Consider the following 25,181-nt stretch of genomic DNA (forward strand, 5'->3'; position numbering starts at 1 on the left):
GAAGCGTGATGTTCCGATGGGGTGTGTTGTCGACGGCCAAGATCGGCCGCGAGCAGCTGTTGCCGGCAATCGTCGAAGCGGAGAACGGCGTCCTGTCGGCGATCGCCAGCCGCGACCTGTCGAAGGCCAAGGCATTGGGCGACCGCTTTGGCGCGCGCCATGCGTTCGGCTCCTATGAGGAGTTGCTCGCTTCCAACGAGGTTGACGGCGTCTACATCCCGTTGCCGACTTCGCAGCATGTCGAATGGACTGAAAAAGCCATCGAAGCAGGCAAGCATGTGCTGGTTGAAAAGCCGCTGGCACTCGATGCCAAGGACATCGCCCCCCTCATCAAGCTGCGCGACCAGAAGAAGGTGCTGGTCTGCGAAGCCTTCATGGTCATCTACCATCCGCAATGGATCAAGGTACGTGATCTCATCGCCAGCGGCGCCATCGGCCGGCTGCGCCATGTGCAGAGCGCCTTCTCCTACTACAATGTCGACCCCAACAACATGCGCAACAAGCTCGATCTCGGCGGCGGCGCGCTGCCCGATATCGGCGTCTACCCGACCGTGTCGACGCGCTTTTCGACCGGCAAGGAGCCGCTGCGCGTACAGGCGACGATCGAGCGCGATAAGACATTCGGCACCGACATCTATTCATCGATCCGCGCCGATTTCGGCGATTTCGAACTGTCCTTCTACCTGTCGACGCAGATGGCGGCGCGGCAGGTGATGGTGTTCCACGGCGAGAAGGGTTTCATCGAACTGTTCTCGCCCTTCAATGCCGGGCTCTACGACCATCACCGCGTCGAGTTGCACAACCAGAACCACACCGAGGCGCAGGTGTTCCGCTTTCCCGGCACGCAGCAATACCGGCTGGAAGTCGAGACCTTCGCGCGGGCAGCACTTGGCGGCAAGGAGCGGGTGTTCACGCTGGAGGAATCCGTGCTCAACCAGAAGGTCATCGACGCCATCTTCCGCGCCGGCGACACAGGCGGCTGGGAAACCGTCTGAAACCCGCCTTACATAGCCGGCTAATTCTGGGGAAGAAAAATGGCTGACGACGCGGATGTGATCATTGTCGGCGCCGGCCTTGCCGGACTGGTTGCCGCCGCCGAGCTTGCGGAAGCGGGCAAGAAAATCATCATCGTCGACCAGGAGCCGGAGCAATCGCTGGGCGGCCAGGCGTTCTGGTCATTCGGCGGGCTTTTCCTCGTCGATTCACAGGAGCAGCGGCGCATGCGCATCCGCGACTCCCATGACCTGGCGCTCGAGGACTGGATGGGCACCGCTGCTTTCGACCGGCCGGAAGACCACTGGCCACGCAAATGGGCCGAGGCCTATGTCGGCTTTGCCGCCGGCGAGAAGCGCTCCTGGCTGATCGAGCGCGGGCTGAAATTCTTTCCTGTCGTCGGCTGGGCCGAGCGCGGCGGCGGTAACGCCATCGGCCACGGCAATTCGGTGCCGCGCTTCCACATAGCCTGGGGCACCGGTCCTGGCGTGCTCGAACCTTTCGTGCTGCGCGTGCGCGAGGCGCAAAAGCGTGGATTGATCGACTTCAGGTTTCGTCACCGAGTCAATGCCCTGACACGGACGGGTGCGGCCGTGACCGGCGTACAGGGGGACATCCTGCAACCGAGTCCTGTCGAGCGCGGCCACAAGAGCCCGCGCGACGTCTCAGGCGATTTCGCGTTGCAAGCTCAGGCGGTGATCGTCGCCTCCGGCGGCATTGGCGCCAACCATCAGCTGGTGCGGGAAAACTGGCCCAAGCGGCTGGGCAACGCGCCGCAGCGCATGATCACCGGCGTGCCGGACCATGTCGATGGCCGCATGCTGGCCATATCAGAACAAGCCGGCGGCAAGCTCATCAACCGCGACCGCATGTGGCACTATGTCGAGGGCATCAAGAACTGGGCGCCCATCTGGACGGACCATGCGATCCGCATCCTGCCCGGCCCATCCTCGCTGTGGCTCGATGCCCGGGGAAAACGCCTGCCGGTGCCACTCTATCCGGGCTTCGACACGCTGGGCACGCTTAGCCACATCATGGGCACCGGCTTCGACTATTCCTGGTTCATCCTGACGAAAAAGATCATCCAGAAGGAATTCGCGCTGTCGGGCTCGGAGCAGAACCCGGATCTGACCGGAAAAAGCTGGCGCCAGGTACTCGGTCGCGCCACGTCGGGCATCCCGGCTCCGGTCAAGGCGTTCATGGAAAAGGGCGAGGACTTCATCGTCGAGTCCGATCTTTCGAAGCTGGTCGCGCGCATGAACGCGCTGGCCGGCGGCGAACCGCTGCTAGACGTCGCAATGGTCGAGCGCGAGATTCGCGCCCGCGACATGCAACTCGACAATCCCTTCTCCAAGGACATGCAGGTCACCGCGTTGCGCGGCGCGCGCGCCTATCTTGGCGACCGCCTGATCCGCACGGCAAAGCCGCACAAGATGCTCGACCCGGTGAACGGTCCGCTGATCGCGGTGCGCCTCAACATCCTGACCCGCAAGACGCTCGGCGGCCTGCAGACCGATCTCGACAGCCGCGTGCTCGATGCCGACGGCCAGCCGGTGCCTGGCCTCTATGCGGTCGGTGAAGTGGCAGGCTTCGGCGGCGGCGGCGTGCATGGCTACGCTGCGCTCGAAGGCACATTCCTGGGCGGCTGTATCTTCTCGGGCCGCAGCGCCGGCCGGGCGGCGGCACGCTCGGTGGGGTGAGGCGGCAACGGCGCGTTGCCGGCACTTGGCTGAGCCGCTGCCATCGGCCGTGCAACCAATAAACCGCAGCTTAGGAAATTTGGCGCGCCCGAAGAGATTCGAACTCCTGACCCCCAGATTCGTAGTCTGGTGCTCTATCCAGCTGAGCTACGGGCGCGCATCAGGCCATGTTTTCGACGGCCCCGCGATCCGGTCCGAAAGACCGGCCACGAATGTGTGCAGTTCCCTAACGACTGAATTTGCGAAAAGCAAGCCGATCCGGCAAAGTTTTGTCGCAAGCCTGTCATGCGGCGATGCCGGCGCCGATTCCGGCACTTCGAGCCGCTGTGACCGGCCTGATCCAGATGTTCGGGAACTGTTGAGGAAAGCGGCGTCAGGAAGGGGTAATCCCGGGAACGGCACGGAGCCGTCAGGCCGGGCGGCGCAGGCTGCCACGGGCCTGGTCGAGCCGCACCGGCTGGTCGGGGATGGTGACGGCGAATGTGGTGCGCCCGCCGATCGATTCGACCAATTCCACCGTGCCGCCGTGCGCCCTGATCAGTTCATGCGCGATCGCCAGGCCAAGGCCGGTGCCGCCGCTGCGCGCCGAGCCGCGGAAGGCCGCGAACAGGTTTTCGCGCGCCTTCGGCGGCAGGCCGGGGCCGGTATCGGTGACTGCGATCCGGCTGACGCTGCCCATGCGCTCGGCCGAGACCGCCAGCCGCCGCACCACGGCGCTTTCGGTATCGGCCGCCATCGCCTGCACCGAGTTGCGGCAAAGATTGGTGAGCACACGGAAGAGCTGGTCGGAATCGGCATCCACCTCGAACGCCATCTCGACGGCGTTGATGAACTCGATGCCCTGCTCGATGTCGAGGAGGCCGTGCACGTCCTCGACCAGTTGGCGCAGCCTAACTCTGCGGCGCGACGGCGGCGGCTCCTGCGTGCGGCCGTAATGAAGCACGCCCTCCGAATAGGACACGGCGCGGTCGAGCGCGCGCAACAGTTTCGGCGCGAAGGCCTGGACGGTCGGATCCTTGATCAGGCGAAGGCGGTCCGACATTAGCTGGGCGGAGGCCAGGATGTTGCGCATGTCGTGGTTGATCTTCGACACGGCGAGACCGAGGTCGGCCAGATGCTTCTGCTCGGCCAGCATCTTTTGCAGCCGCTCCTGCATCTGCGACAGTTCGCGCTCGGCCACCCCGATCTCGTCGGAACGGGCGGCGGGGCGGATGATCCGTCCAGGGTCGTCGGGAGCTTCCGAGAAGGAGAGCATCGAGCGCGTCATGGTGCGGATCGGCCCGATCATGATCAGGTCGATCGCCGCATACACCAGCATGGCCGTGAACAGCGAGATCAATAGCGAGACGAAAGCCACGTTGCGCGAATAGATGAGCATGGCCTTGCGGAGCGAGTAGTCCGGCATGATCAGCTCGAACTCCTTGTCACTGTCGCCGACGGGTCCGAAGACGCGCAGCATCCTGTCGCCACCGAAAAACAGCGTATCCAGCGCGCCGGTCATGCCCTTGACCATGCCGACGCTGGCGAGATCGATGTGTTCATCGACCTGCGGCGGCATGTCGGCCACCACCAGAAGCCGCGATACGCCGCCGTCGCGAACCGCGATCGCCTTGGCGCCGATCGCCATCAGCACGTCATTCTGGGCCGTACGCGACAACGAGGTCGACTCGCCCTGCACCAGCACGATCGACACGGCTGCGGCCGTGCTCAGCCTCTCCTTGAGCCAGCTCAGCCGGTAGCTCGCGATCCAGGGCAGGAAGATGAGCACTTCGGCCAGCAGCACGAAAACGATGGTGAGCAGCAGCAGCTTCGTCGACAGACCGCGCGACAGTGGTACCGTGCGGACAGCGGCTGACGCCGGTCCGGTCCCTTCCCCTGCTTGGCTGGCTTCGCTCATGCGACTCGATCTTCACAATCACTTGATCAGCCAAGATTAGGCGATTACGGCTTTTTTGCCAATTTCTCCCTTGGTCGGAAAAATAGATGCTCCAAAACAGGTGCGTCCTTAGGGCGCCGACGCCGGATTGACTTCCAAAACCCTTCTTTCTATAAGCCCGCTCACGCTCGGGCCATTCGTCCCGGCGCGGTTTCGATCGCGCCAAAACCGGCCCGGCAAAGCTCCTGTTACAAAGTGACAGAATCAAGAAGGGCCGCACCCCGCGGTATTAAAACAAATGAAGCGTACCTACCAACCGTCCAAACTCGTCCGCAAACGCCGGCACGGCTTCCGTGCCCGCATGGCCACCAAGGGTGGCCGTGGCGTCGTCGCAGCTCGCCGCAACCGCGGCCGCAAGCGGCTCAGCGCCTAAGCGAGACGAGATCGTTGCCCGCAACCGGCAAGCCAGTGGGGCAAAATCCCGAGCGGCTTCTGAAACGCGCGGAATTCCTGGCCGTCCGTCGTGGTGAAAAGCGACGCGGACGGTTTTTCCTCGTCGAGGTCCTCGACCGCGGCGACGGCGGGGTGCCGCGCGTCGGCTACACCGTCACCAAGAAGGTCGGCAACGCCGTTGTGCGCAACCGCGTCAGGCGGCGGCTGAAAGAAGCCGTCCGCGTCCATGCCGCAGATGACATGGTGCCCGGCAATGATTATGTCATCGTCGGGCGCGACGATGCGCTGCGCGCCCCTTTCGGCCAGTTGAAGGCCGAACTCTCCCGCCGACTTCGCGGAACACGATAGGCCAAGGGCTCTCGATGGAAAACAACCGGAACTTCTTCATCACCATCGCCCTGTCGGTGCTGATCCTGGCGGTATGGCAGTACTTCTACGTGCTGCCGCGCAGCGAGGCGCAGCGCGAGGCCGCCAAGATCGAGCAGCAGCGCGTCGAGGAACAGAAGAAGGCGGCCGATGCGGCCAATCCGGGCGCATCGACACCGGCCCCAGGCACGACCGCCCCCGGCGCCATTCCCAACGCCCCTGGCGGTGACGTGGTTACCGTGGCCGGCCGCGATCAGGCGCTGGCGGCATCCAAGCGCGTCAAGATCGACACGCCGAGCCTTGAGGGCTCGATCAATTTGACCGGCGCGCGGCTCGACGACCTCAAGCTCAAGCACTACACCGAGACCGTCGACAAGAATTCGCCCGAGATCGAGCTGCTCAACCCGCAGGCGCTGCCCACCGGCTATTTCGCCGAGATCGGCTTTGTCGGCAACGACAAGACCGGCGCGGTGCCGGGTGCCGAAACGGCGTGGAGCGTGGACGGCAATCCGACGCTGACCCCGTCCACGCCGGTGACGCTCACCTACACCAATGACAAGGGCCTGACCTTCAAGCGCACCTTCTCCGTCGACGCAAATTACATGTTCACCGTGTCGGACACGGTGCAGAATTCCGGCTCGAGCGCGGTTTCGCTGTTCAATTATGGCCGTGTCACGCGCTATGACAAGCCGGCCGTCGCCAGCACCTATGTGCTGCATGAAGGCCTCATCGGCTTCACCGGCACGGAAGGCCTGCAGGAACACAAATACGCCTCGGTCGAGAAGGACAAGCAGTACCAGCCCGGCAAGTCGACAGACGGCTGGCTCGGCATCACCGACAAATATTGGGCCGTCACGCTGGTGCCGACCGAAAAGCAGCCGTTCCAGCCGCGCTATGCCTATTTCGAGGATGGCCGTCACCGTTACCAGTCCGACTTCCTGACCGACCCGATCAATGTCGAGGCCGGCCAGTCGGCGACCGTCGAGACCGAGGTCTTCGCCGGCGCCAAGGAAGTCGGCAAGATCAACGCCTATGCCGAAGACCGCCATATCAAGCGGTTCGACCTTTTGATCGACTGGGGCTGGTTCCACTTCATCACCAAGCCGATGTTCTGGCTGATCGACACGCTGTACAAGTTCCTCGGCAATTTCGGCCTGGCGATCCTGGCCACCACCGTCATCGTGAAGGCCATTTTCTTCCCGCTCGCCAACAAGTCCTACGCGTCGATGGCGAACATGAAGAAGGTGCAGCCCAAGATGCTCGAGATCCGCGAGAAATACGCGGACGACAAGATGAAGCAGCAGCAGGCCATGATGGAGCTGTACAAGACCGAGAAGATCAATCCGCTCGCCGGCTGCTGGCCGGTGGCACTGCAGATCCCGGTCTTCTTCTCTCTCTACAAGGTGCTCTACATCACCATCGAGATGCGGCACGCGCCGTTCTTCGGCTGGATCCAGGATCTGGCAGCGCCCGATCCGACCTCGATCTTCAATCTGTTCGGGCTCGTTCCGGTCACGCTGCCGCATATGCTGATGATCGGCGTGTGGCCGCTGATCATGGGTGTCACCATGTTCCTGCAGATGCGCATGAACCCGACCCCGCCGGACCCGACGCAGGCTGCGATCTTCACCTGGATGCCGGTCATCTTCACCTTCATGATGGCTGGTTTCCCGGCAGGTCTCGTCATCTACTGGGCCTGGAACAACACGCTGTCGATCCTGCAGCAGGGCGTGATCATGAAGCGGCAAGGCGCCAAGATCGAGCTGTGGGACAATCTGGTTGCGCTGTTCCGCAAGAAACCTTCGCCGGCGGAATAGCCGGCGCCTCTTTGGCAAGAGAGCCCGCCCCGGCCGGCTGAGCCATAAAGTTGGGCGGTCTCGGCAAGCAAGCAGATTTGACGGCTGGGTCCTGTGATCTACAGGACTCAGCTTTTTCGTTTCAGCGATGCGGCGGCCCGGCACGCGATAAGAACAGGGACCGGGCCGGCATATTCCTGGTCTCCGTCATTGCGGCAAATCAGCCGAACCTCGCCGCTGCCGGATTGCCCCGCATGGAACATAACCTGCGTTCAAGAGTTCGCGCAAAAGGCTTCCTAAGCTCCCGTGGGAGGATCAGGTCGGCGCGCCCCTCCAAGGCACTGCAAAGAATCGACCTCATCACATGCTACTTGCAGAGAGGCATTCCGATGAGCAGCAACATTCACCCAAAGACAGCCAAGCCCACCAACAAGGATTTGAAGCAGAATCCCGGAATCGGCGCCTCCAGGGGCACGATCAAGGGAGGCAATCTTCTGGACGAGGACGAGGAACTGGACGGCGAGAACACTTTCAAGGGAGATGTCGATAACGGCACCACGCCGCAAGGCGGCGTCAATCCCCGACAGACCGGGCGAACCAACCGATAAGCCTGCGCGATCGGCGTGGGCTGCCGTGGAAGATAGGATGTCCGTGCCCGGGAGCCGGGAGTGCGAATGCCACCGAAAACGACTTCGCTCTTGAGATGACGTCGATCCGATCAATCGCCTGATTGGAGACTCTCATGCTGGATTTCGAGCACGCCAGGCATCGGATGGTGGAGGCGCACATCGCGCGCCGTGGAGTGCATGACAAGCGGGTTCTGAATGCGGTGCGCCGGGTTGCGCGAGAGCAATTCGTCGACGAGGGTTTCGAGGAATTCGCCTATAAGGACAGCCCGCTGCCGATCGGCAGCGGACAGACGATCTCGCAACCCTTCATCGTGGCGAAAATGGCGGAGACGGCCGAGATCGAGGCGACCGATCGCGTGCTGGAAATCGGCACCGGCTCGGGCTACGCGGCGGCCGTGCTGGCCGAACTTGCTGAACACGTCTTCACCATCGAGCGGCATCGATCGCTCGCGCAGCGGGCGGAGCGGCGGCTCAATGCCGCCGGGTATCGAAATATCGAGGTCAGGGTCGGCGACGGCACAAAGGGCTGGCAGGAAAAGGCACCCTTTGACGCCATCGTCGTCGCGGCCGCCGGAACGTCCATCCCCCTCGGCTTGCAGGAGCAGTTGGAGATCGGCGGCAGGCTGATCATCCCGGTCGGTGAAGACCTCTACTCCCAGCGGCTCATTCGCGTCACGCGGATTGCTGCAAACAAATTCGAGGAAGAGGACCTCGGTGGTGTCATGTTCGTGCCGCTGATCGGCGAGCATAGCGGGCACGACGAAAACGCTTCGGTGCGCGAGGTACGCTCTCCTCCATTGCCGCAGGGAATTGCGCGGGCGGCCGAAGATTTGCCGCAGATCGACGATCCGGCCTTCGGCGCAATGTTCGATCGGTTCGGCAGCCGGCGCGTCGTCCTGCTCGGGGAAGCGAGCCACGGCACTTCGGAATTTTATCGTGCCCGTGCGGCTGTCACCCGACGCCTCCTCCAGCGACACGGCTTCACCATCGTGGCTGTCGAGGCGGATTGGCCGGATGCGGCGCAGATCAACCGGTATGTTCGCGGAGGGGAGCGGCAGTCGGATGCGCAGCCGCCCTTCCGGCGCTTCCCGACCTGGATGTGGCGCAACACCGAGGTGTCCGAATTCATCGGCTGGCTGCGTGAATACAACCGGAATGTATTCGATCATGCGCGGAAAGCAGGCTTCTATGGGCTCGATCTCTACAATATGAGCGGCTCGATCGCCACGGTGCTTGCCTACCTGGACAAGGTCGACCCCGAAGCGGCCGCCGTCGCCCGCGAGCGCTATGGCTGTCTGATGCCCTGGCAGAACGAGCCCACCACCTACGGACGCGCGGCGCTGCGGCCGGGCTACAGAACCTGCGAAGAGGCCGTGGTGCGACAGTGCATGGACCTGTTCGAGCGATCCATGACGGAGGACGACGGCGATCTCCTCGACGCCAAGCAGAGTGCACGTCTGGTCGCATCGGCCGAGCGCTACTACCGCGTGATGTATTATGGTGGCGCCGAGATCTGGAACCTCCGCGATCGGCACATGTTCGAAACGCTTGGTCAGCTTCTCGACGCGCATGGGCCGGACTCGAAGGCCGTGGTGTGGGCGCATAACTCGCATATCGGGGACGCGCGGCATACCGACATGGGCACTGTCCGTGACGAGCTGAACGTCGGTCAGCTCTGCCGGGAGCGCTTCGGTGACCAGACGGCGCTGATCGGCTTCGGGACGGATACCGGTACTGTCGCCTGTGCCTCGGATTGGGACTGTGGGATGGAGGTAAAGGACCTGAATCCATCGCTGCCGGGCAGCTTCGAGCGGCTGTGTCACGAGAGCGGCAAATCGTCGTTCCTGCTGGATTTTGGGCGCCATTGCCATCTCGGCGACGATCTGGCGGCCCCGAGACCGGAACGTTATATCGGCGTCATCTACAGGCCGGAGACTGAACGGCTCAGCCATTACATGGACTCGTCCGTCTCCCGCCAGTTCGACGCCTTCGTCTGGTTCGATCGAACGTCCGCGGTCACGCCGCTCAGCAAGCCGGCTGGCAGAATCGGCAAGGTACCGGATACATTCCCCTTCGGGATCTGAATGTCCGGACTTAATTCCAGTGCCTGACGGGTCGGCCTGCTCAATGCGCAGCCCGTGGAAAAAGCTTGGTGCGTCTAGAGCAGGCCTTCGTTCACGTTCCCGTGATCGGCGAAACTGCGAGCACTCGCGGGGCGTGACTGCTTGTGCGTTTCCAAAGGCTATCAATTCCGATCAGCCCTCACCGGAGGAAGACCACATGCGCTTGCCCACATTCAGGACCATCGCCGTATCAGCCCTTGTAGCCGGCATGGCGATTGCCGCCCCAGCCTACGCCAAGAACCCGAATGTCGGCGGCGCGCCGATGTACGCCACCAAGAACATCGTGCAGAACGCGGTCAAGTCGAAGGATCACACGACGCTGGTCGCCGCCGTGAAGGCCGCCGGCCTGGTCGACACGTTGCAAAGCGCGGGCCCGTTCACCGTGTTCGCCCCGACCAACGAAGCTTTCGCGGTACTGCCCGCCGGCACCGTCGATACGTTGCTGAAGCCCGAGAACAAGGACAAGCTCACCAAGGTGCTGACCGCGCATGTCGTGGCTGGCAAGATTTCAGGCGCCGAGATGATGAAGAAGGCGAAGGCGATGGGCGGCAAATACGAGATGAAGACCGTCTCCGGCGACACGCTCACCGCCGAGATCAAGAAAGGCAAGCTCTACATCATGGACGAGTCCGGCGGCGAGGCGAAGGTGACGATCGCCGACGTCAACCAATCGAACGGCGTCATTCACGTCGTCAACAAGGTGCTGTTGCCGAAGTAACGGCTTCCGGCGAAAGGGGGCGTTGGCAGGCCGTTGGGGCTTTCTCGGTCCGCCATCCCCGCCTCGCGACGAGGTGCCATGTTTCTTGGGAAGCCGTATCGGCGAGGCCGGGGTCCTGTCGTCCCTCACGGGACCCCGGTTTCTTTTTACGCCCTGTGAGGACGAATAGGCGTGAGCGGCGCTCAATTTCCGACCGCTTCCACCGCGTCATTCCATGGCAGCGCTGTGGTCGATCTTGGCCGGCGTTCCGGTTTGCGTAGCAGGAGCACCCAGCGGGATGGCAGCCAGCGAGAGGATCAGCCGCCGCAGTTCTGCACGTTTAGCTGGGATCTCCACACGATGGCCGGCGATCAGAAGGTCGTCGGAGGCAGCTTCATGCTGCCGCCCGGAGCGTCGAACGTGCAAGTCTATCAGGGCAGTGGGTTCGACAGCGCGCTGTCCAATCCGATCGTGATCTGCCGCGGCAACAAATGAGCAGTCGAGCAAGGAAGGCTCGCTCGTCAGCCGATTGATGCTATAGGGCGGATCACGTTATTTTGACCAGGCGCGCGGATTGCGGATCGGCGTGGCTGTCACTTCCTGGACGGACTTCGACATGGACGGACCCAACCCCGGCATCAAGCACCCGATCCCGATGCACACGCGCGTCGGCTTCCTGAAGCCTCTGGTGACAGTGCCGAATATCGAGATCCGCGACTTCACCTATTATGACGACCCCGACGGGCCGGACAAGTTCGCCGAAAAATGCGTGCTGCATCACTATCCATTCATCGGCGACAAGCTCATCATCGGCAAGTTCTGCGCCATAGCCGAAGGCGCGCGCTTCATCATGAACGGCGCCAACCACGCCATGTCCGGCTTTTCGACCTATCCGTTCAACATCTTCGGTCATGGTTGGGAAAACGGTTTTGACCCGGCCACGTGGTCGAAGGAAGTGCGCGGCGACACGAAGGTCGGCAGCGATGTCTGGATCGGCATGGAGGCTGTGATCCTGCCCGGCGTGGAAATCGGCCATGGCGCCATCGTCGCCGCCAAATCGGTGGTGACGCACGATGTGCCGCCCTATGCGATCGTCGCCGGCAACGCGGCGAAAGTGGTCAAGATGCGTTTCAACGACAGGACGATCCGGCGGCTGCTGGCAGTGGCATGGTGGGATTGGCCCGTGGACAAGATCGGCCGCAACCTCGACGCCATCAGGGGCGCCGATATTTCTCTTCTGGAGGCAGCAGCTTGAACGTTCCCAACAGCACCGCGATCGGCACCGACCTGTTCACGCGCGGGTGGATCTTCATCCGCGGCGTGCCGGCCATGAAGTTCCTGCCGCCGGAGGGGCCGCCCGAGATTGCCTTTGCCGGCCGCTCCAATGTCGGCAAGTCGTCGCTGATCAATGCCCTGGTCAACCAGAAGGGCCTGGCGCGCACCTCCAATACGCCGGGGCGCACGCAGGAGCTCAACTATTTCGTGCCGGATGGATTTTCGGGTGAGGGCGCCGACCTGCCGCCAATGGCGCTGGTCGACATGCCGGGCTACGGCTATGCCACCGCGCCCAAGGAGAAGGTCGACGAGTGGACGAAGCTGGTCTTCGACTATCTCAAGGGCCGGGTCACGCTGAAGCGGGTTTATGTGCTGATCGATGCCCGCCACGGCATCAAGGCCAAGGACGACGAAGTGCTGTCGCTGCTCGACAAGGCGGCGGTGTCCTACCAGGTCGTGCTGACCAAGACCGACAAGATCAAGGCCGCCGGCGTGCCGCGGCTGATCGAGGAGACGCTGGCCAAGATCAAGAAACGTCCCGCGGCGTTCCCGTTCGTGCTGGCGACGTCGTCGGAAAAAGGCGAAGGCCTGGAGGATTTGCAGGCCGCGATCGTGCTCGCCGCCAATGGCGGCTAGAGCCGCATGATTCAAGGTCAAGTCGGCCTGAAATTCGAATCCGTGTCTAAATCAAAGATATAGAGCATGACGTCTTCCGAAAAGCGCTTCAAACTTTTTGGCACTATGTTCTAATCGTGGTGCGCGCATCCGTTGACCGGGCCTTGGCAATTCGTCAGCATCGCAGCGTCGTTTGAGGGCATTCGGATGCGTATCGTTTTTCGTTGTGATCCCGCGCTTGCCGAAACGCTGCCCCGGCCGGTTCCGGCGCGCGGCCTGCTGCCTGACTGGCTGCGCAAGATGCCTCCAAAAGCCTTTTCGGAAATCCATGGGCGAGAAATCCGGACGGTAAAGCAGTGCCCGCCCTTCGTCGATGCCATGACACATGGCTTCATGATCCTGCTGCCATGCGATGTGACAGTGGAGAACGGCGCCTTTGAATGGCGATGGGACATCGCCGAGCCGTCAACGAAGGGTCATCCGCGTTCGCCGCTCAGCTTCCATGTCGCCGAACAGCTCGCCGGAGCACCGCTCTCGAATGGGCTTGCGGCCATAAAGTTCAACAGTTTCTGGACGATCGAACTGGAGGAAGGCTGGTCCCTCTTCGCCACTCATCCAGTCAACCGCGATGATCTTCCTTTCCGACTGGTGACTGGTGTTGTGGATGCTGACCATTTCCAGGACGCCGGCATCAACTTCCCGGCAATTTGGACCGACCAGGGTTTCTCGGGCGTACTGGCGAAGGGCACGCCGGTTGCGCAATGCTTTCCCGTGCCACGCGCCGCGCCCGAACTCGTTTTCGAAAGCTTCGACGCCGTGCGCAAGGCTTCCTACGAAAAGACGGTCGCCGATGTTCTTGCCGAGCCCGGCGTCTACCGGAAGCAGTTTCGCGTAAAGCGCGCCCGCTAGAACTTTTCCTGGAGCTCTCTAGCCGCCAAGCAAGCCCTTCAACGTTTCGCGGTCGATCCAAAGCTTGCCCTGCGGCGCTGACGTCAGGGCCATCGCGATAATGCCGAATGTCGTGGCGCGCTGCTCGTAGGCCGATCGATAGGCCTCCATCGCGGCGTCCATATCGCCCGTCTCCTGCAGCGCCACCCCAAGGTTGACCGCCGCCTCGGGGTCGTCGGGACGTATCTCCAAGGCTTGGCGATAGGCGGCCGCTGCCCCCACATGATCATGCAGATCCTGCCTGACAAGGGCGAGATCGAACCATGCCGATGCCGGCGCGTCGCCGTTTACGGCCCGCTCCAGCAAAGGTGCCGCATCGGCAGGCATTCCGTCCTCGAACAGCATGCGGCCCAGACGCGCCGCCGCTTCCGCCGACAAGGGATCGGCAAGTGTCACCTGCCGCCACGCCTCGAGCGCCCGCATCCGGTCGCCCGCCTCATCGAGCGTTCGAGCCCGCTCGACAAGCACGGCAGCGTCAGGCGCCAATGCCGCCGCACGTGAAAGATGGGACAGCGCCTCGTCAAAATCCCGTGCCGCCCGCGCCAAGCGGCCGGCGAGCAATTGAGCGGATGCGTTGTCCGTCCTGACCGCCAGACTTGCATGAATATGGATGCGGGCTCCCGATATCTCTCCCTTGGCGAAAAGAAGTGCAGCCATAAGGTGGTTGAGAGCCGGGTCGTCCGCGGTCCGGCCAAGAGCTTCCTCGCAAAGCAGCCGCGCCTGCTCGTGGCGGCCGGCGTTGAAGTCCGTCACGATGCGCCGCATCTGATCCTGAAGCTTAGGATCGCCCATACCGATCCGCCTTCACGCCTGCGGCACGGCTTTTTCGTCCTCGACGAGCCTTTGGGTGCCGTAGGCTTTCAGGAACATGTCGACGCCCGACCTGACGATGTGGTCGATCTCGTCCTGGGTCGGGGCCTTGGTGCGATAGGCGAAGATGCACTGCCGGAAAAGACCGGCAAGGCACAGTTCGGTGAACTGATAGGCGGCGAGGTCGACGTCGTCGATCTCTAGCAGGCCGCGCTCGATGGCGGCGTTGAGAAACGTCACCACCTTGTCATGGCCGCGCTTGGGTCCGCGTTCGTAAAAGCGAGCGCCCATGTCGGGTATCCTGTCGGAGGCGCCGATCACCGTACGCTGCGCCTGGATGACCCTGGCCGAGGTGATCTTCATCGACAGAACCTTGCCGAACTTCACCAGCGTCTGGCGCAAGTCGTCGGCGCGATCGAGCATGTCGTACATGTTCTTGAAGATGGTGCCGCGCTCTTCCTCGATCAGCGCTTCGAACAGCTCTTCCTTGTTGGCGAAGTAGACGTAGATGGTGCCCTTCGAGACGCCGGCCTCGCGGGTGATATCGTTCATCGAGGCGGCCTCGAAGCCCTTTTCGATGAAGACACGACGGGCGCCATCGATGATCTGGCTGCGCTTGGCCGGATCCTGTCCCGCGGCCGGGCGGCCGCGGCGCAGACCGTCCAGCAGGTCTTCGCACGGATCGGTTTCGGTGTTGCGCACAATCTCAACCATAAAAGTCAGACCTCGAAATAATTCGAACCAACCGGTTCGATTGCCCCTTGATATGGTCTTCTTTACGCGCTATGTCAACGGCCTGATCGAACCGAACGGTTCAGTATTATAACTTTAGAGAGTTGTCATGTCCTCGACCGCGCCAACATCAGCAGAAGTCCGCCCTTTCCCCCATGCCAAGGTCGCGCCGGCGACGGAAGCCCCTGAAATTCCCCTCCGGCCGGTCATCGCACCGCCGCCGGCGGAAGAAGCTCCGGCCAAGAAGAAGCGCTCGGTGCGCTCTTTCCTGCTGCCGATCATCGGCCTTGCCCTTCTGAGCGGCGGCGCCTGGTATGGCTATGACTACTGGATCTCGGGCCGCTTCATGATCTCGACGGATGACGCTTATGTCCAGGCCGACATGGCGTTCGTCTCGCCCAAGATTTCCGGGTATGTCGACCAGGTCCTGGTCAGCGAGAACCAGAAGGTCAAGGCCGGCGATCCGCTTCTGACGATCGACGCCGGCGACTACAAGATCGCCGTTGCCCAGGCCGAGGCGCAGATCGCCACGCTGGCCAAGACACTCGACCGCATCGACGCGCAGACCAAGGCCGCGCAGGCCTCCCTGCAGCAGGCGCAGGCGCAGAAGGTCGCAGATCGGGCCGCCGCCGACAATGCCGGCCGCGCCCAGCAGCGCGCCGCGCAACTGGTCAAGACCCATGTCGGCACGCAGGCACAGCTGGACGACGCCCAGACCGCGCTCGACCAGGCCAATGCCGCGCTCGTCGGCGCCGACGCGCAGATCGCCGCCGCGCAGGCCAATATCGGTGTGCTCGAGGCACAGCGCGCGGAATCCGCCAGCACGCTGGCATCCCTGCAGCTCGGTCGTGACAAGGCCGCGCGCGACCTCTCCTTCACGGTGCTCAAGGCGCCTTATGACGGCGTTGTCGGCAACCGCTCCGTAGAACAGGGCGATCTGGTCAGCCCCGGCCAGAAGCTCGCCGTGGTCGTCCCTATGGACAAGCTATACATCGTCGCCAACTTCAAGGAGACGCAGCTTGCTAGGCTCGTGCCCGGCGAAAGGGTCAACATCTCGGTCGACGCTATCGACGGCCAGCCCATCCAAGGGACTGTCTCCTCGCTGGCGCCGGCCTCGGGCGCAGTGTTCTCGCTGCTGCCGCCGGAAAACGCCACCGGCAACTTCACCAAGGTGGTGCAGCGCGTCCCGGTCCGCATCGACGTGCCGGCCGATGCGCTGAAGACGGGCAAGCTGCGCGCGGGCTTGAGCGTCGTCGTCGCCGTCGACAGCCGTACCGCGCCTGCCGTCACCAGTAACTGATCGCTTTTCGGAGGGCGGCTTGGTGGCTGACTGATGCACCGAGCCGCCCGGTCTGCTCTCAACGAGGCCCCAAGGAGGGCCAGGAAATGGCAACCGCAACCATCACCGCAGGATCGCCGCCGGCAATGCCGGCTGCCCCCGACACGATCTCGACACGCCGCGTCATCGCCTTCCTGGCGATGGTGTTCGGCATGTTCATGGCGATCCTCGACATCCAGATCGTTTCGGCCTCGCTGGCCGAGATCCAGGCCGGTCTCAGCGCCAGCTCCGACGAGATCCCGTGGGTGCAGACGGCCTATCTGATCGCGGAGGTGGTCATGATCCCGCTGTCGGGCTTCCTCAGCCGGATGCTGTCGACGCGCGTGCTGTTCACCGTCGCGGCGGCGGGCTTCACCGCGGCGAGCGCCCTTGCCGCGACCGCCACCAACATCGACCAGATGATCGTCTACCGCGCCGTGCAGGGCTTCATCGGCGGCGGCATGATCCCGAGCGTTTTCGCCGCGGCCTTCACCATCTTCCCGCCCTCGCGCCGCGCCATCGTCTCGCCGATGATCGGCCTGGTGGCGACGCTGGCGCCGACCATCGGCCCGACCGTCGGCGGCTATATCAGCCACGCCTTTTCCTGGCACTGGCTGTTCCTGGTCAATGTCGTGCCTGGCATCCTGGTAGCGACCGCGGCCTGGTCGCTGATCGATTTCGACAAGCCCAATCTCAAGCTGTTCTCGAAGTTCGATTGGTGGGGCCTTGCCGGCATGGCCGCCTTCCTCGGCTGCATGGAATACGTGCTTGAAGAAGGCCCGAACAATGACTGGCTGCAGGACCAGGGCGTCTTCATCTGCGCCATCGTCATGACCATCGGCGCGGTGATCTTCTTCTGGCGCGTCTTCACCGCCGAGGAGCCGATCGTCGATCTCAGGGCGTTCAGCAACATCAACTTCGCCTTCGGCTCGCTGTTTTCCTTTGTCATCGGCATCGGTCTCTATGGCCTGACCTATCTCTATCCGGTTTTTCTTGGTCGCATCCGCGGTTACGACTCGATGATGATCGGCGAAGCGCTGTTCGTCAGCGGCCTGGCCATGTTCGTCACCGCGCCCATATCCGGCATCCTGTCGAGCAAGATGGACCTGCGGCTGATGATGATGATCGGCCTGTTCGGCTTCGCCACCGGTACCTGGTGGATGACGCACCTGACCGCGGACTGGGATTTCTACGAGCTGCTCATTCCGCAGATCCTGCGCGGCTGTTCGATGATGCTGTGCATGGTGCCGATCAACAACATCGCGCTCGGCACCTTGCCGCCGGACCGGTTGAAGAATGCGTCGGGACTGTTCAATCTGACCCGCAACCTCGGCGGCGCCGTCGGCCTCGCCGTCATCAACACGGTGCTGATCGACCGCAATGCCTTCCACTATGCCCGGCTCTCCGAGCATGTGCAGTGGGGCAGTGCCGCCGCGCAGACCAAGCTGCAGAACATGACGCTGAATTTCGAGCAGACCACCGGCCTCGACGCCACCAGTGCCGCGATCTCCAAGCTGTCGGGCATGGTCCAGCAACAGGCGGCGCTGCTGTCCTTCATGGACGTGTTCTATCTGCTGACCGTGCTGTTCGGGACGCTGGGTTTCTTCACCATGCTGATCAAGAAGCCGGCCGCGCCAGGTGGTGGCGGAGGCGGCGGGCACTGAAGCAAAGGAATCGTGGCAACGGTTTTCGGGAAGCTCCTCCAGTCCACGCCCGAAAAGCCCTGACCACGCAAAAAACTCCGGGCCGCAAAGCCCGGAGTTTTTTATTGCCTTGGGTCGTCAGGCGGTGGCGGGCTTGAAGGTCAGCGCCACCCCATTGATGCAGTGGCGCAAGCCGGTCGGCGCCGGACCGTCGTCGAAGACATGGCCGAGATGGCCGCCGCAACGGCGGCAATGCACTTCGGTGCGGGTCATGCCCAGCGACCGGTCCTCGGTCTTGCCGATGCCATTGGCGATCTCTTGCCAGAAACTCGGCCAGCCGGTACCGGAGTCGAATTTCGTCTCAGAGGGATAAACCGGCAGGTCGCAGCCGGCGCAGGCGAAGATGCCCTTGCGGTGTTCGTTGAGCAGCGGGCTGGTGCCTGGATATTCAGTGCCTTCCTTGCGCAGCACGTTGAAGGCGGCCGGCGACAGGATGGCTTTCCACTCATCGTCGGTCTTGGTGACCTCGAATTTTTCGGCGGCCTGCGCGGCCTGCGGGCTGCCCATGCGCAGCATTGCCGCCGCGGCCCCAATGGCGCCGATGGCGGCGGCGCCGCTCAAAAGAAAGTCGCGACGATTCATGACCAGTTCCTCCTGTCGTCTGTTTTGCCAAACTATGCCGCCGCCCGAAAGTCAAAAGCCGGTGACGGTTGCCCCAAACGACACTCCGCGTCGTCCACTTTTGATCGTGGACGGCGCGGAGCACGCGTGTCGATTGCGGATCACGTGAGCGAGAAAACGCAATCAACGGAGAGCTCTTGCAGCAGGTTCGCCCGCGGCAAGCGCCTCGTTACATCTTCCGCCCGATCACATCTTCGGGAGCAGAACCTTGTCGATGACGTGGATGACGCCGTTGGACTGTTCGACATCGGCGATGGTCACATTGGCGACATTGCCGTTCTCGTCGGTGACGGTGACCTTGCCACCGTCGGCCTTCAGCGACAGCTCGCAGCCGCCGACCGTCTTGACCTTGTGCGTGCCGCCATCGGCCTTGGCCATGGACATCACATCCGCCGCCATCGCCTTGGCGCCGATCACATGGCAGGTCAGGATCTTGACGAGCTTGTCCTTGTTTTCGGGCTTGAGCAGCGTCTCGACCGTGCCGGCAGGCAGCGCGGCGAAGGCTTCATTGGTCGGCGCGAAGACGGTGAACGGGCCGCCGCCCTGCAGGGTCTCGACAAGACCGGCCGCCTTGACGGCGGCGACCAGCGTCGTGTGATCCTTCGAATTGACGGCATTGTCGACGATGGTCTTGTTGGCAAACATGGCGGCGCCGCCGACCATCGGGTTTTCAGCATAAGCAGCCGTGGCAAGGGCGGAGACAGCGATCGTGCCGGCGAGCAAAAGGGTGGCGAATCTGCGCATTGTATCAAAACTCCTTGGGTTTCTCTTCCCATTTTTGGGGACGCAAGGAGATACGGAACACAGATGCGTGAGTTTCAGAATATTTCGCTGATTTTTGATTTGTTTCGCTGTGGAAAAAACTTTGGCACGGCAATTCACCGGCCTACTGGGTCATTTGGACATATGCGGATGGAAGATAGACTGAGCATGTTCTATTGGCGCCCCAGTGCGAAAGCTCGATCAGATGCCCTTCAAATCGCCCGCGGCAACCACCGGCCCGGTGGGCTGCCCGGTCGGCGAGCCGCCGGCCGGTTCGAGACTAACGGCCAGCACGGCGCCCTGCGCGAGTTTCCGCTGCGTGGTAGGCGAGACGCCAATATGCGCCGTCCCACCAGCCGGGATGACGCCCATCGAGATCGGCGCGTTCTTGCCCTCGATCATCCAGAGTTCGAAGTCCTTGCCGGCGGCGAGCGCGCCGGAAACATGCGAGAGGCTGACTTCATGCCGTTCGGAATCATAGACGGCGAGATATTTGACGTCACTGCCGTCGGCGGCCAGCGAAGCGACCAGCCGAGCCTGCGGCTGTTCAGCCGGCCGGTTGACATAGGGAACGGCGACGTAGAGCGCCAGCGCGGCAACAGCCGCCACAGCAAGGCCGCGCCAGAAGGCGAGGCTGGACCAGAGGCTGGCGCGTGCTTCAGTTGACGTTGCCGATGCCGACGAAAACAACCGGCGGTCGATCGCCGGCTTCACCGAAGCGGCGGGCTCGATTTCCGGATAGGCTGATGCCATCGGCGAGAGGTGAACTTCCCAGCCGTCGACAAGCCGTGCGAAATCGGTCTCGGCTTCGATGCGCCTGGAAGCGATCTGCCGCTCTTCGTCCGGCAGCACGCCAAGAACGTATTCGGCTGCGAACAGGTCGTCGCCTCCTCGTTCCGGTCCGTTGTCCTCTGCCAGCGTCATCTTTCCAGACATTCCCTGAGCTTCATCAGGCTGCGGCGCAGCCAGGTACGCATCGTGTTCAACGGCACGCCGTGGCGTTCCGCCAGCTCGGCATAGCTTTCGCCCTTGAGGTAAGCACCCCGGACGGCCGCCGCCCGGTCTTTCTCCAACTCATCGAGACAATGATGGATCCGCTCGGATTCGTCGCCCGCCACCACCATCGCTTCAGGTCCCGGCGCCGGATCGGCCACGTCGAGCGCGGCATCGATATCGACGGCCGGCTTGCGCCGCGCTCGGATGCGATCGATCGCATGATTGCGCGCGATTGCCACCAGCCAGGAGATCGGGCTCAGATCGGAGACAGCAAAGCGATCCGCCTTGGTCCATATCTTGACGAAGACTTCCTGCAGCGCTTCTTCAGCATCTCCCCGGTCGTTCAATACACGAAGGCATACGCCGAAAAGTTTCGCACTGGTGTGCCGGTAAAGCAGATCGAACGCTGCCCGATCCTTCATCGAAGTCCGGACGATCAGCTTGGTAATGTCCTGCGGCGTCATGCGCGCCAAATTAGGCAATTGCGCTGTATTTGCAACGCCGGAAATATGCTGTGCACCTAAAGTTCGGCGTCCAGGCGCAGGCTGCGATTGCCAAGGGAATTGCCGCTGACTAGCTTGGCGGGCAATGGGGAGCGCGCATGTCGGTTGAACGAATCCTTTGGGAAGAAGACGCAACCGGCCTTGCAGGTCTGGTGCGCAAGGGGGAACTGTCGGCGATCGAGGTGACCGAAGCGGCAATCGCCCGCGCCGAGGCGACCCGCCCCGAAATCAATGCCACGGCCGAGCCGCTCTATGAGACGGCACGGATGCGGGCAAAGAGCATCGACCATTCGCTGCCGCTGGCCGGGGTCCCCTTCGCCATCAAGGATCTCGGCATCGCCATCAACGGCGTGCCCTCGCATGGCGGCAGCCGCATTCCGGCCTGGGTGCCCGATTTCAACTCGGTGATGACCGAGCGCTATCTCGCCGCCGGGTTGATTCCGATCGTCACCTCGACGTCACCCGAGCACGGGCTGCGGCTGATGACGGAATCCAAGGCCTTTGGCGTCACCCGCAATCCCTGGAATGCCGGCCACACCACCGGCGGCTCGTCGGGCGGTTCGGCGGCGCTGGTCGCCGCCGGCGTCGTGCCGGTGGCGCATGCGTCGGATGGCGGCGGCTCGATCCGCGTGCCTTCGGCCTGCAGCGGCCTTGTCGGCCTCAAGACCTCGCGCGGCCGTGTCCCGCTATCCCCGCTGGTGAGCGAAAGCTGGTACGGCATGGTCGTCGATCACGCCGTCACCCGCTCGGTGCGCGACTGCGCGCTGCTGCTCGACCTCACCCATGGTCCCGATACGCTCGCGCCTTATGCCGCGCGGCCGCCAAAGGACACGTTCACTGCCGCTGCCGCACGGGATCCCGGCAAGCTCAGGCTGGCGGTGTACCGCAAGTCGCCGCTAGGCCTGCCGATTTCGGCCGAAACGCTGAAGGCGCTCGACATTGCCGTGGCGCTCGCCCGGGAGGGCGGCCACTCGGTCGAGGACATCGATCTGCCCTTTATCGGCCGCGATTTCTTCGCCGATTTCTGCACGACGGTCGCTTCCGCCGTCGCCGGCTCGTTGCGCGGTGAAGCGCTGCGCGTCGGCCGCTCCGTGACGGGCGATATCGAGCGCGCCACGCGCGTGCTCGGCCGGTTGGGCGAGATGGTCTCGGCCGGCGAAACCTATGCCGGCCTGCAGCGTCTGCATGCCACCTCGCGGCAACTGATCACGGAGACCGCGCGCTATGACGCGGTGCTGATGCCTATCATCGCGCACCCGCCGCTTGCCTGCGGCGCCATGGATCCGAAAGGCGCCGACGAACTGATCGAAAACCTGCTGGACAAGCTTCACCTTACCGCGCTGCTCAAGATCAAACCGCTGTTCGGCCAGTTAATGGACAAGAGCCTTTGGTTCACGCATTGGCCGGCGATCCACAATGTCAGCGGCCAGCCGTCGATCGCGCTGCCCGTCCATGTCACGGACGCCGGCCTGCCGCTCGGCATCCAGGCCGCCGGTCGGCCGGGCGACGAGGAAACACTTTTGTCGCTCGCCGCGCAGATGGAGAAAATCTCGGGCTGGCTGACGCGGCGGGCGCCGTTGATGGTGCCGTCACAATGACGACACCGTGAACCGACTATGACAGCAATGCCATTTGCGGCTCGCGTCAATTCCCGCTAAGACGCCGCCGTCTTTAGCTATCATCCAGGGAACCACGCCGATGACGGACGTCGCCGCCACCGCCGAAATGCAGGCAGCCCTCTTGTCGCGCGCGCTGCCCTACATGCAGCGCTACGAGCACAAGACGGTCGTGGTGAAGTATGGCGGCCATGCCATGGGCGATCTCGAACTCGGCAAGGCCTTCGCGCGCGACATCGCGCTGCTCAAGCAGTCCGGCGTCAACCCGATCGTCGTCCATGGCGGCGGACCGCAGATTGGCGCCATGCTGGCCAAGATGGGCATCGAATCCAAGTTCGAGGGCGGCCTGCGCGTCACCGACCAAAAGACGGTCGAGATCGTCGAGATGGTGCTGGCCGGGTCGATCAACAAGGAAATCGTCGCGCTGATCAACGCCGAGGGCGAATGGGCGATCGGCCTGTGCGGCAAGGACGGCAACATGGTGTTCGCCGAAAAGGCGCGCAAGACGATGATCGACCCCGACTCCAACATCGAGCGCGTGCTCGATCTCGGCTTCGTCGGCGAGCCGGTCGAGGTCGACCGCACGCTACTCGACCTTCTGGCGCGCTCCGAAATGATCCCCGTGCTGGCGCCGGTCGCACCCGGCCGCGACGGCCATACCTACAACATCAACGCCGACACTTTCGCCGGCGCCATCGCAGGCGCATGCAAGGCCTCGCGCCTGCTGTTCCTCACCGACGTGCCGGGCGTGCTCGACAAGGACAAGAAGCTGATCGACGAGCTGACGGTCGCCGAGGCCAAGGCGCTGATCAAGGACGGCACGGTTTCCGGCGGCATGATCCCCAAGGTAGAGACCTGCATCGAGGCGATCGAGCGCGGGGTTGAAGGCGTCGTCATCCTCAACGGCAAGACGCCGCATTCGGTGCTGCTCGAACTGTTCACCGAACACGGCGCCGGCACACTGATCGTGCCATAATGCTGCTTGTCAGCCGGCTAATCTTCTGCCTGGCAGGCCGCGATTTACGGCCGCGGGAAGGCCGGCTTTGTAACCGGCCGCCCGAAAGCCATCGATTCCTCCTCGGTGTCCTGCGGTGCGCCCCAGAATTCGGCGAGCGTCGGGCCGCCTTTCACCCGGCGGTCGGTCACCAGAAAACCCCAGACCTCCCGGAACCAGACGCGGCGGCCCATCCGCATATACCAGCGCATCGAATGCCGCTGCTCGGGATCGGGGTGGAACAGGATGCGCGCCAGCGCCTTCGGCCTCGACTGCACGGCGAGCTCAATCAGCTTGACCGAGAAGAACAGCATCCACGGCTTCAGCCGGGTCATGTGCAGCACCTGGTGCTTGTAATCCCACAGGCGAGCATCCCTCTGGATGACCTTGCGCTCCCGCGCGATCCTGAAAAACGGCGTCCAGCGATGCGGCGTCACATAGAGCGCCTGGATCTGGTCGGGGTCGTAGGCGAGGAGCTGGCGAAAGCCGCGCCACAGATCGCGAAGTCCCTCATCCTCGAAGCCGGCCACCCAGGTCGCCATGGACAGGATGCCGTGCGTCCGCAGCAGCCGTATCGCTTCACGATCGGACGAGGTACTGCCGCCCTTGCGGATCAATTGCAGCGTCTGCTCGTCGGTGTTTTCCATGCCGAGCAGCCAGCGGATGACACCGGCTCGGCGGTAGAGGTGTAGCATGTCGGCATCGCGCACGATGTCGTCGGCGCGAGTCGAGCCGACGATCAGCACCGGCACGTTCTCGGCAATCAACGCTTCGAGAAAGGCGCGCCAGGCCTTTTTAGAAACCGTCGGATTTTCATCCGCCAGGTTGATCAGTTCGACGTCATGCTCGCGGTGCAGCCAGGCGATCTCCTTGGCGAACTTGACTGGGTCGCGATGCCGCCAGCGGGTCCAGAAGCCGCGCTGGCCGCAATAATTGCACAGATGCGGACAGCCGCGCGAAAACTGCATGACCACCGCACGCTTGCCTCCCCAGTAGCTGTATCTGCGGTGGTCGATCAGCTCCCAGCCGACGCGGTAGGCGTCGAGGTCGGCGATGGTCGTCGCCGCTTGCGTGGCGAAGGGACGGTTAAGATCGTCGCGACAGGCGATGCCGGCCACGCTTGCCGGCGGCTGGCGCATCTCCAGCGCCTCGACCAGCGCCACCACGGTCGCCTCGCCCTCGCCGCGCACGATGAAGTCGAAGGCGTCGGTTGACGCCAAGATGTCGCGCCAGTGATAGGTGGGAAAGACGCCGCCATAGAGGATGATCGTCGCCGGCGCGCGCGCCTTGATCATCCCGGCGATCAACAAGGCGGTCGGATGTGCCGAGGTCGAGCCGGAATGGCCGATCAGAACGAAGTCGGGACAGTCCTTCAGGGCTTCCGAGACAACCGAGGCGAGCGGCATCGGCCCGAACTCGGCATCGACGAGCCGCACTTGATGACCGGCGTCGAGCAGCGGGCCGCCGATCGCCAGCAGGCCAAGCGGCGGCAAGTGATCGTCGGGCACGCCGCTGCCGATGGCGGTGTGTGGCGGATTGATCAGGACGATTTTCATGGCGGACCTCGGGAGGGATGGTCCGTGCATGCTGGTTCCAGAGCTGGTCGCCGAAGGGGCCGGTTCAGCAGTTTGCGGGCAGCTTTTCCGCAGAAACGC

24 protein-coding genes and 1 tRNA gene are annotated in these 25,181 nt (G+C 63.2%); 16 read left to right on the plus strand and 9 right to left on the minus strand.

Annotation, left to right across the window (positions count from 1 at the left end):
* Nucleotides 1-8 precede the first annotated feature (8 nt).
* On the plus strand, nt 9-995 hold the full coding sequence (locus X739_RS160790) for a Gfo/Idh/MocA family oxidoreductase (RefSeq protein WP_023793093.1): 987 nt from the start codon (nt 9-11) through the stop codon (nt 993-995).
* Between the two features lie 39 nt (nt 996-1,034).
* Entirely contained in the window at nt 1,035-2,693 is a 1,659-nt protein-coding gene (locus X739_RS160785) for an FAD-binding dehydrogenase (protein WP_023793096.1), read from the plus strand.
* Between the two features lie 80 nt (nt 2,694-2,773).
* Here X739_RS160785 and X739_RS160780 read toward each other — a convergent pair.
* Together X739_RS160780 and X739_RS160775 are read right to left on the minus strand one after the other, a co-directional pair.
* Nucleotides 2,774-2,850, minus strand: a tRNA-Arg gene (locus X739_RS160780).
* A 252-nt stretch (nt 2,851-3,102) separates the two neighbouring features.
* Nucleotides 3,103-4,590 (minus strand): HAMP domain-containing sensor histidine kinase, encoded by a 1,488-nt coding sequence (locus X739_RS160775; protein ID WP_023781793.1) that lies wholly within the window; start codon nt 4,588-4,590, stop codon nt 3,103-3,105.
* A 277-nt stretch (nt 4,591-4,867) separates the two neighbouring features.
* Here X739_RS160775 and rpmH point away from each other — a divergent pair, with 277 nt between their 5' ends.
* The 10 genes from rpmH (at nt 4,868) to X739_RS160730 (ending at nt 13,432) form a co-directional block, all read left to right on the plus strand.
* Nucleotides 4,868-5,002, plus strand: coding sequence for a 50S ribosomal protein L34 (rpmH, locus tag X739_RS160770; RefSeq protein WP_008833937.1), 135 nt, complete (start codon nt 4,868-4,870; stop codon nt 5,000-5,002).
* A 14-nt stretch (nt 5,003-5,016) separates the two neighbouring features.
* Nucleotides 5,017-5,370 carry a ribonuclease P protein component gene (gene rnpA / locus X739_RS160765; protein ID WP_015314390.1) on the plus strand — a complete coding sequence of 118 codons (354 nt, stop codon included), beginning with the start codon at nt 5,017-5,019 and terminating at the stop codon, nt 5,368-5,370.
* 14 nt (nt 5,371-5,384) lie between these two features.
* Complete coding sequence (gene yidC, locus X739_RS160760) at nt 5,385-7,205, plus strand: membrane protein insertase YidC (protein ID WP_023793099.1); 1,821 nt, start codon at nt 5,385-5,387, stop codon at nt 7,203-7,205.
* A gap of 368 nt (nt 7,206-7,573) precedes the next feature.
* Nucleotides 7,574-7,792, plus strand: coding sequence for a hypothetical protein (locus X739_RS160755; RefSeq protein ID WP_023772314.1), 219 nt, complete (start codon nt 7,574-7,576; stop codon nt 7,790-7,792).
* A 134-nt stretch (nt 7,793-7,926) separates the two neighbouring features.
* Entirely contained in the window at nt 7,927-9,897 is a 1,971-nt protein-coding gene (locus X739_RS160750; protein WP_023793102.1) for a protein-L-isoaspartate(D-aspartate) O-methyltransferase, read from the plus strand.
* Between the two features lie 196 nt (nt 9,898-10,093).
* Nucleotides 10,094-10,654, plus strand: a complete 561-nt coding sequence (locus tag X739_RS160745) for a fasciclin domain-containing protein (RefSeq protein ID WP_023772312.1) — start codon at nt 10,094-10,096, stop codon at nt 10,652-10,654.
* Between the two features lie 171 nt (nt 10,655-10,825).
* A complete protein-coding gene (locus X739_RS1000000169905; protein ID WP_023793104.1) occupies nt 10,826-11,128 on the plus strand; it encodes a hypothetical protein in 303 nt (100 codons plus the stop codon).
* Nucleotides 11,129-11,249: 121 nt separating this feature from the next.
* Nucleotides 11,250-11,888 carry a CatB-related O-acetyltransferase gene (locus tag X739_RS160740; protein WP_023793107.1) on the plus strand — a complete coding sequence of 213 codons (639 nt, stop codon included), beginning with the start codon at nt 11,250-11,252 and terminating at the stop codon, nt 11,886-11,888.
* On the plus strand, nt 11,885-12,544 hold the full coding sequence (gene yihA, locus X739_RS160735) for a ribosome biogenesis GTP-binding protein YihA/YsxC (RefSeq protein WP_023772309.1): 660 nt from the start codon (nt 11,885-11,887) through the stop codon (nt 12,542-12,544). The genes X739_RS160740 and yihA overlap by 4 nt, the downstream gene beginning before the upstream one ends.
* 186 nt (nt 12,545-12,730) lie before the next feature.
* Entirely contained in the window at nt 12,731-13,432 is a 702-nt protein-coding gene (locus X739_RS160730; RefSeq protein WP_023772308.1) for a hypothetical protein, read from the plus strand.
* An 18-nt stretch (nt 13,433-13,450) separates the two neighbouring features.
* Here X739_RS160730 and X739_RS160725 read toward each other — a convergent pair whose 3' ends face one another.
* Both X739_RS160725 and X739_RS160720 read right to left on the minus strand, forming a co-directional pair.
* Nucleotides 13,451-14,263, minus strand: coding sequence for a tetratricopeptide repeat protein (locus X739_RS160725; protein ID WP_023793110.1), 813 nt, complete (start codon nt 14,261-14,263; stop codon nt 13,451-13,453).
* 12 nt (nt 14,264-14,275) lie between these two features.
* Complete coding sequence (locus X739_RS160720) at nt 14,276-14,995, minus strand: TetR/AcrR family transcriptional regulator (protein ID WP_023793113.1); 720 nt, start codon at nt 14,993-14,995, stop codon at nt 14,276-14,278.
* Nucleotides 14,996-15,122: 127 nt separating this feature from the next.
* Here X739_RS160720 and X739_RS160715 point away from each other — a divergent pair, with 127 nt between their 5' ends.
* Together X739_RS160715 and X739_RS160710 are read left to right on the plus strand one after the other, a co-directional pair.
* Entirely contained in the window at nt 15,123-16,313 is a 1,191-nt protein-coding gene (locus X739_RS160715) for an HlyD family secretion protein (protein WP_023793114.1), read from the plus strand.
* Between the two features lie 125 nt (nt 16,314-16,438).
* Nucleotides 16,439-17,995: a DHA2 family efflux MFS transporter permease subunit gene (locus tag X739_RS160710; RefSeq protein ID WP_245273793.1), complete on the plus strand. Its 1,557-nt coding sequence runs from the start codon at nt 16,439-16,441 to the stop codon at nt 17,993-17,995.
* 117 nt (nt 17,996-18,112) lie between these two features.
* Here the strand turns inward: X739_RS160710 and msrB are convergent, their stop codons facing one another.
* The 4 genes from msrB to X739_RS160690 all read right to left on the minus strand — a co-directional run bounded on the left by msrB (nt 18,113) and on the right by X739_RS160690 (nt 20,877).
* Entirely contained in the window at nt 18,113-18,616 is a 504-nt protein-coding gene (gene msrB / locus X739_RS160705) for a peptide-methionine (R)-S-oxide reductase MsrB (RefSeq protein ID WP_023781801.1), read from the minus strand.
* A gap of 225 nt (nt 18,617-18,841) precedes the next feature.
* Nucleotides 18,842-19,399, minus strand: a complete 558-nt coding sequence (locus X739_RS160700; RefSeq protein ID WP_023772302.1) for a fasciclin domain-containing protein — start codon at nt 19,397-19,399, stop codon at nt 18,842-18,844.
* Nucleotides 19,400-19,618: 219 nt separating this feature from the next.
* A complete protein-coding gene (locus X739_RS160695; protein ID WP_023772301.1) occupies nt 19,619-20,341 on the minus strand; it encodes an anti-sigma factor in 723 nt (240 codons plus the stop codon).
* Nucleotides 20,338-20,877, minus strand: coding sequence for a sigma-70 family RNA polymerase sigma factor (locus X739_RS160690; protein ID WP_023772300.1), 540 nt, complete (start codon nt 20,875-20,877; stop codon nt 20,338-20,340). The genes X739_RS160695 and X739_RS160690 overlap by 4 nt, the downstream gene beginning before the upstream one ends.
* A 137-nt stretch (nt 20,878-21,014) precedes the next feature.
* Here X739_RS160690 and X739_RS160685 point away from each other — a divergent pair, with 137 nt between their 5' ends.
* The gene (locus tag X739_RS160685; protein ID WP_023772299.1) at nt 21,015-22,514 is read left to right on the plus strand and encodes an amidase; all 1,500 of its coding nucleotides are present in this window, start codon (nt 21,015-21,017) and stop codon (nt 22,512-22,514) included.
* 100 nt (nt 22,515-22,614) lie between these two features.
* On the plus strand, nt 22,615-23,508 hold the full coding sequence (gene argB / locus X739_RS160680) for an acetylglutamate kinase (protein WP_023772298.1): 894 nt from the start codon (nt 22,615-22,617) through the stop codon (nt 23,506-23,508).
* A 44-nt stretch (nt 23,509-23,552) separates the two neighbouring features.
* On the opposite strand, the gene bchE is transcribed toward argB, so the two are convergent.
* Nucleotides 23,553-25,082 carry a magnesium-protoporphyrin IX monomethyl ester anaerobic oxidative cyclase gene (gene bchE / locus X739_RS160675; protein WP_023793115.1) on the minus strand — a complete coding sequence of 510 codons (1,530 nt, stop codon included), beginning with the start codon at nt 25,080-25,082 and terminating at the stop codon, nt 23,553-23,555.
* Nucleotides 25,083-25,181: the final 99 nt, after the last annotated feature.

This window comes from Mesorhizobium sp. LNHC209A00, assembly GCF_000502915.1.
In the GTDB taxonomy this organism is placed as follows: domain Bacteria; phylum Pseudomonadota; class Alphaproteobacteria; order Rhizobiales; family Rhizobiaceae; genus Mesorhizobium.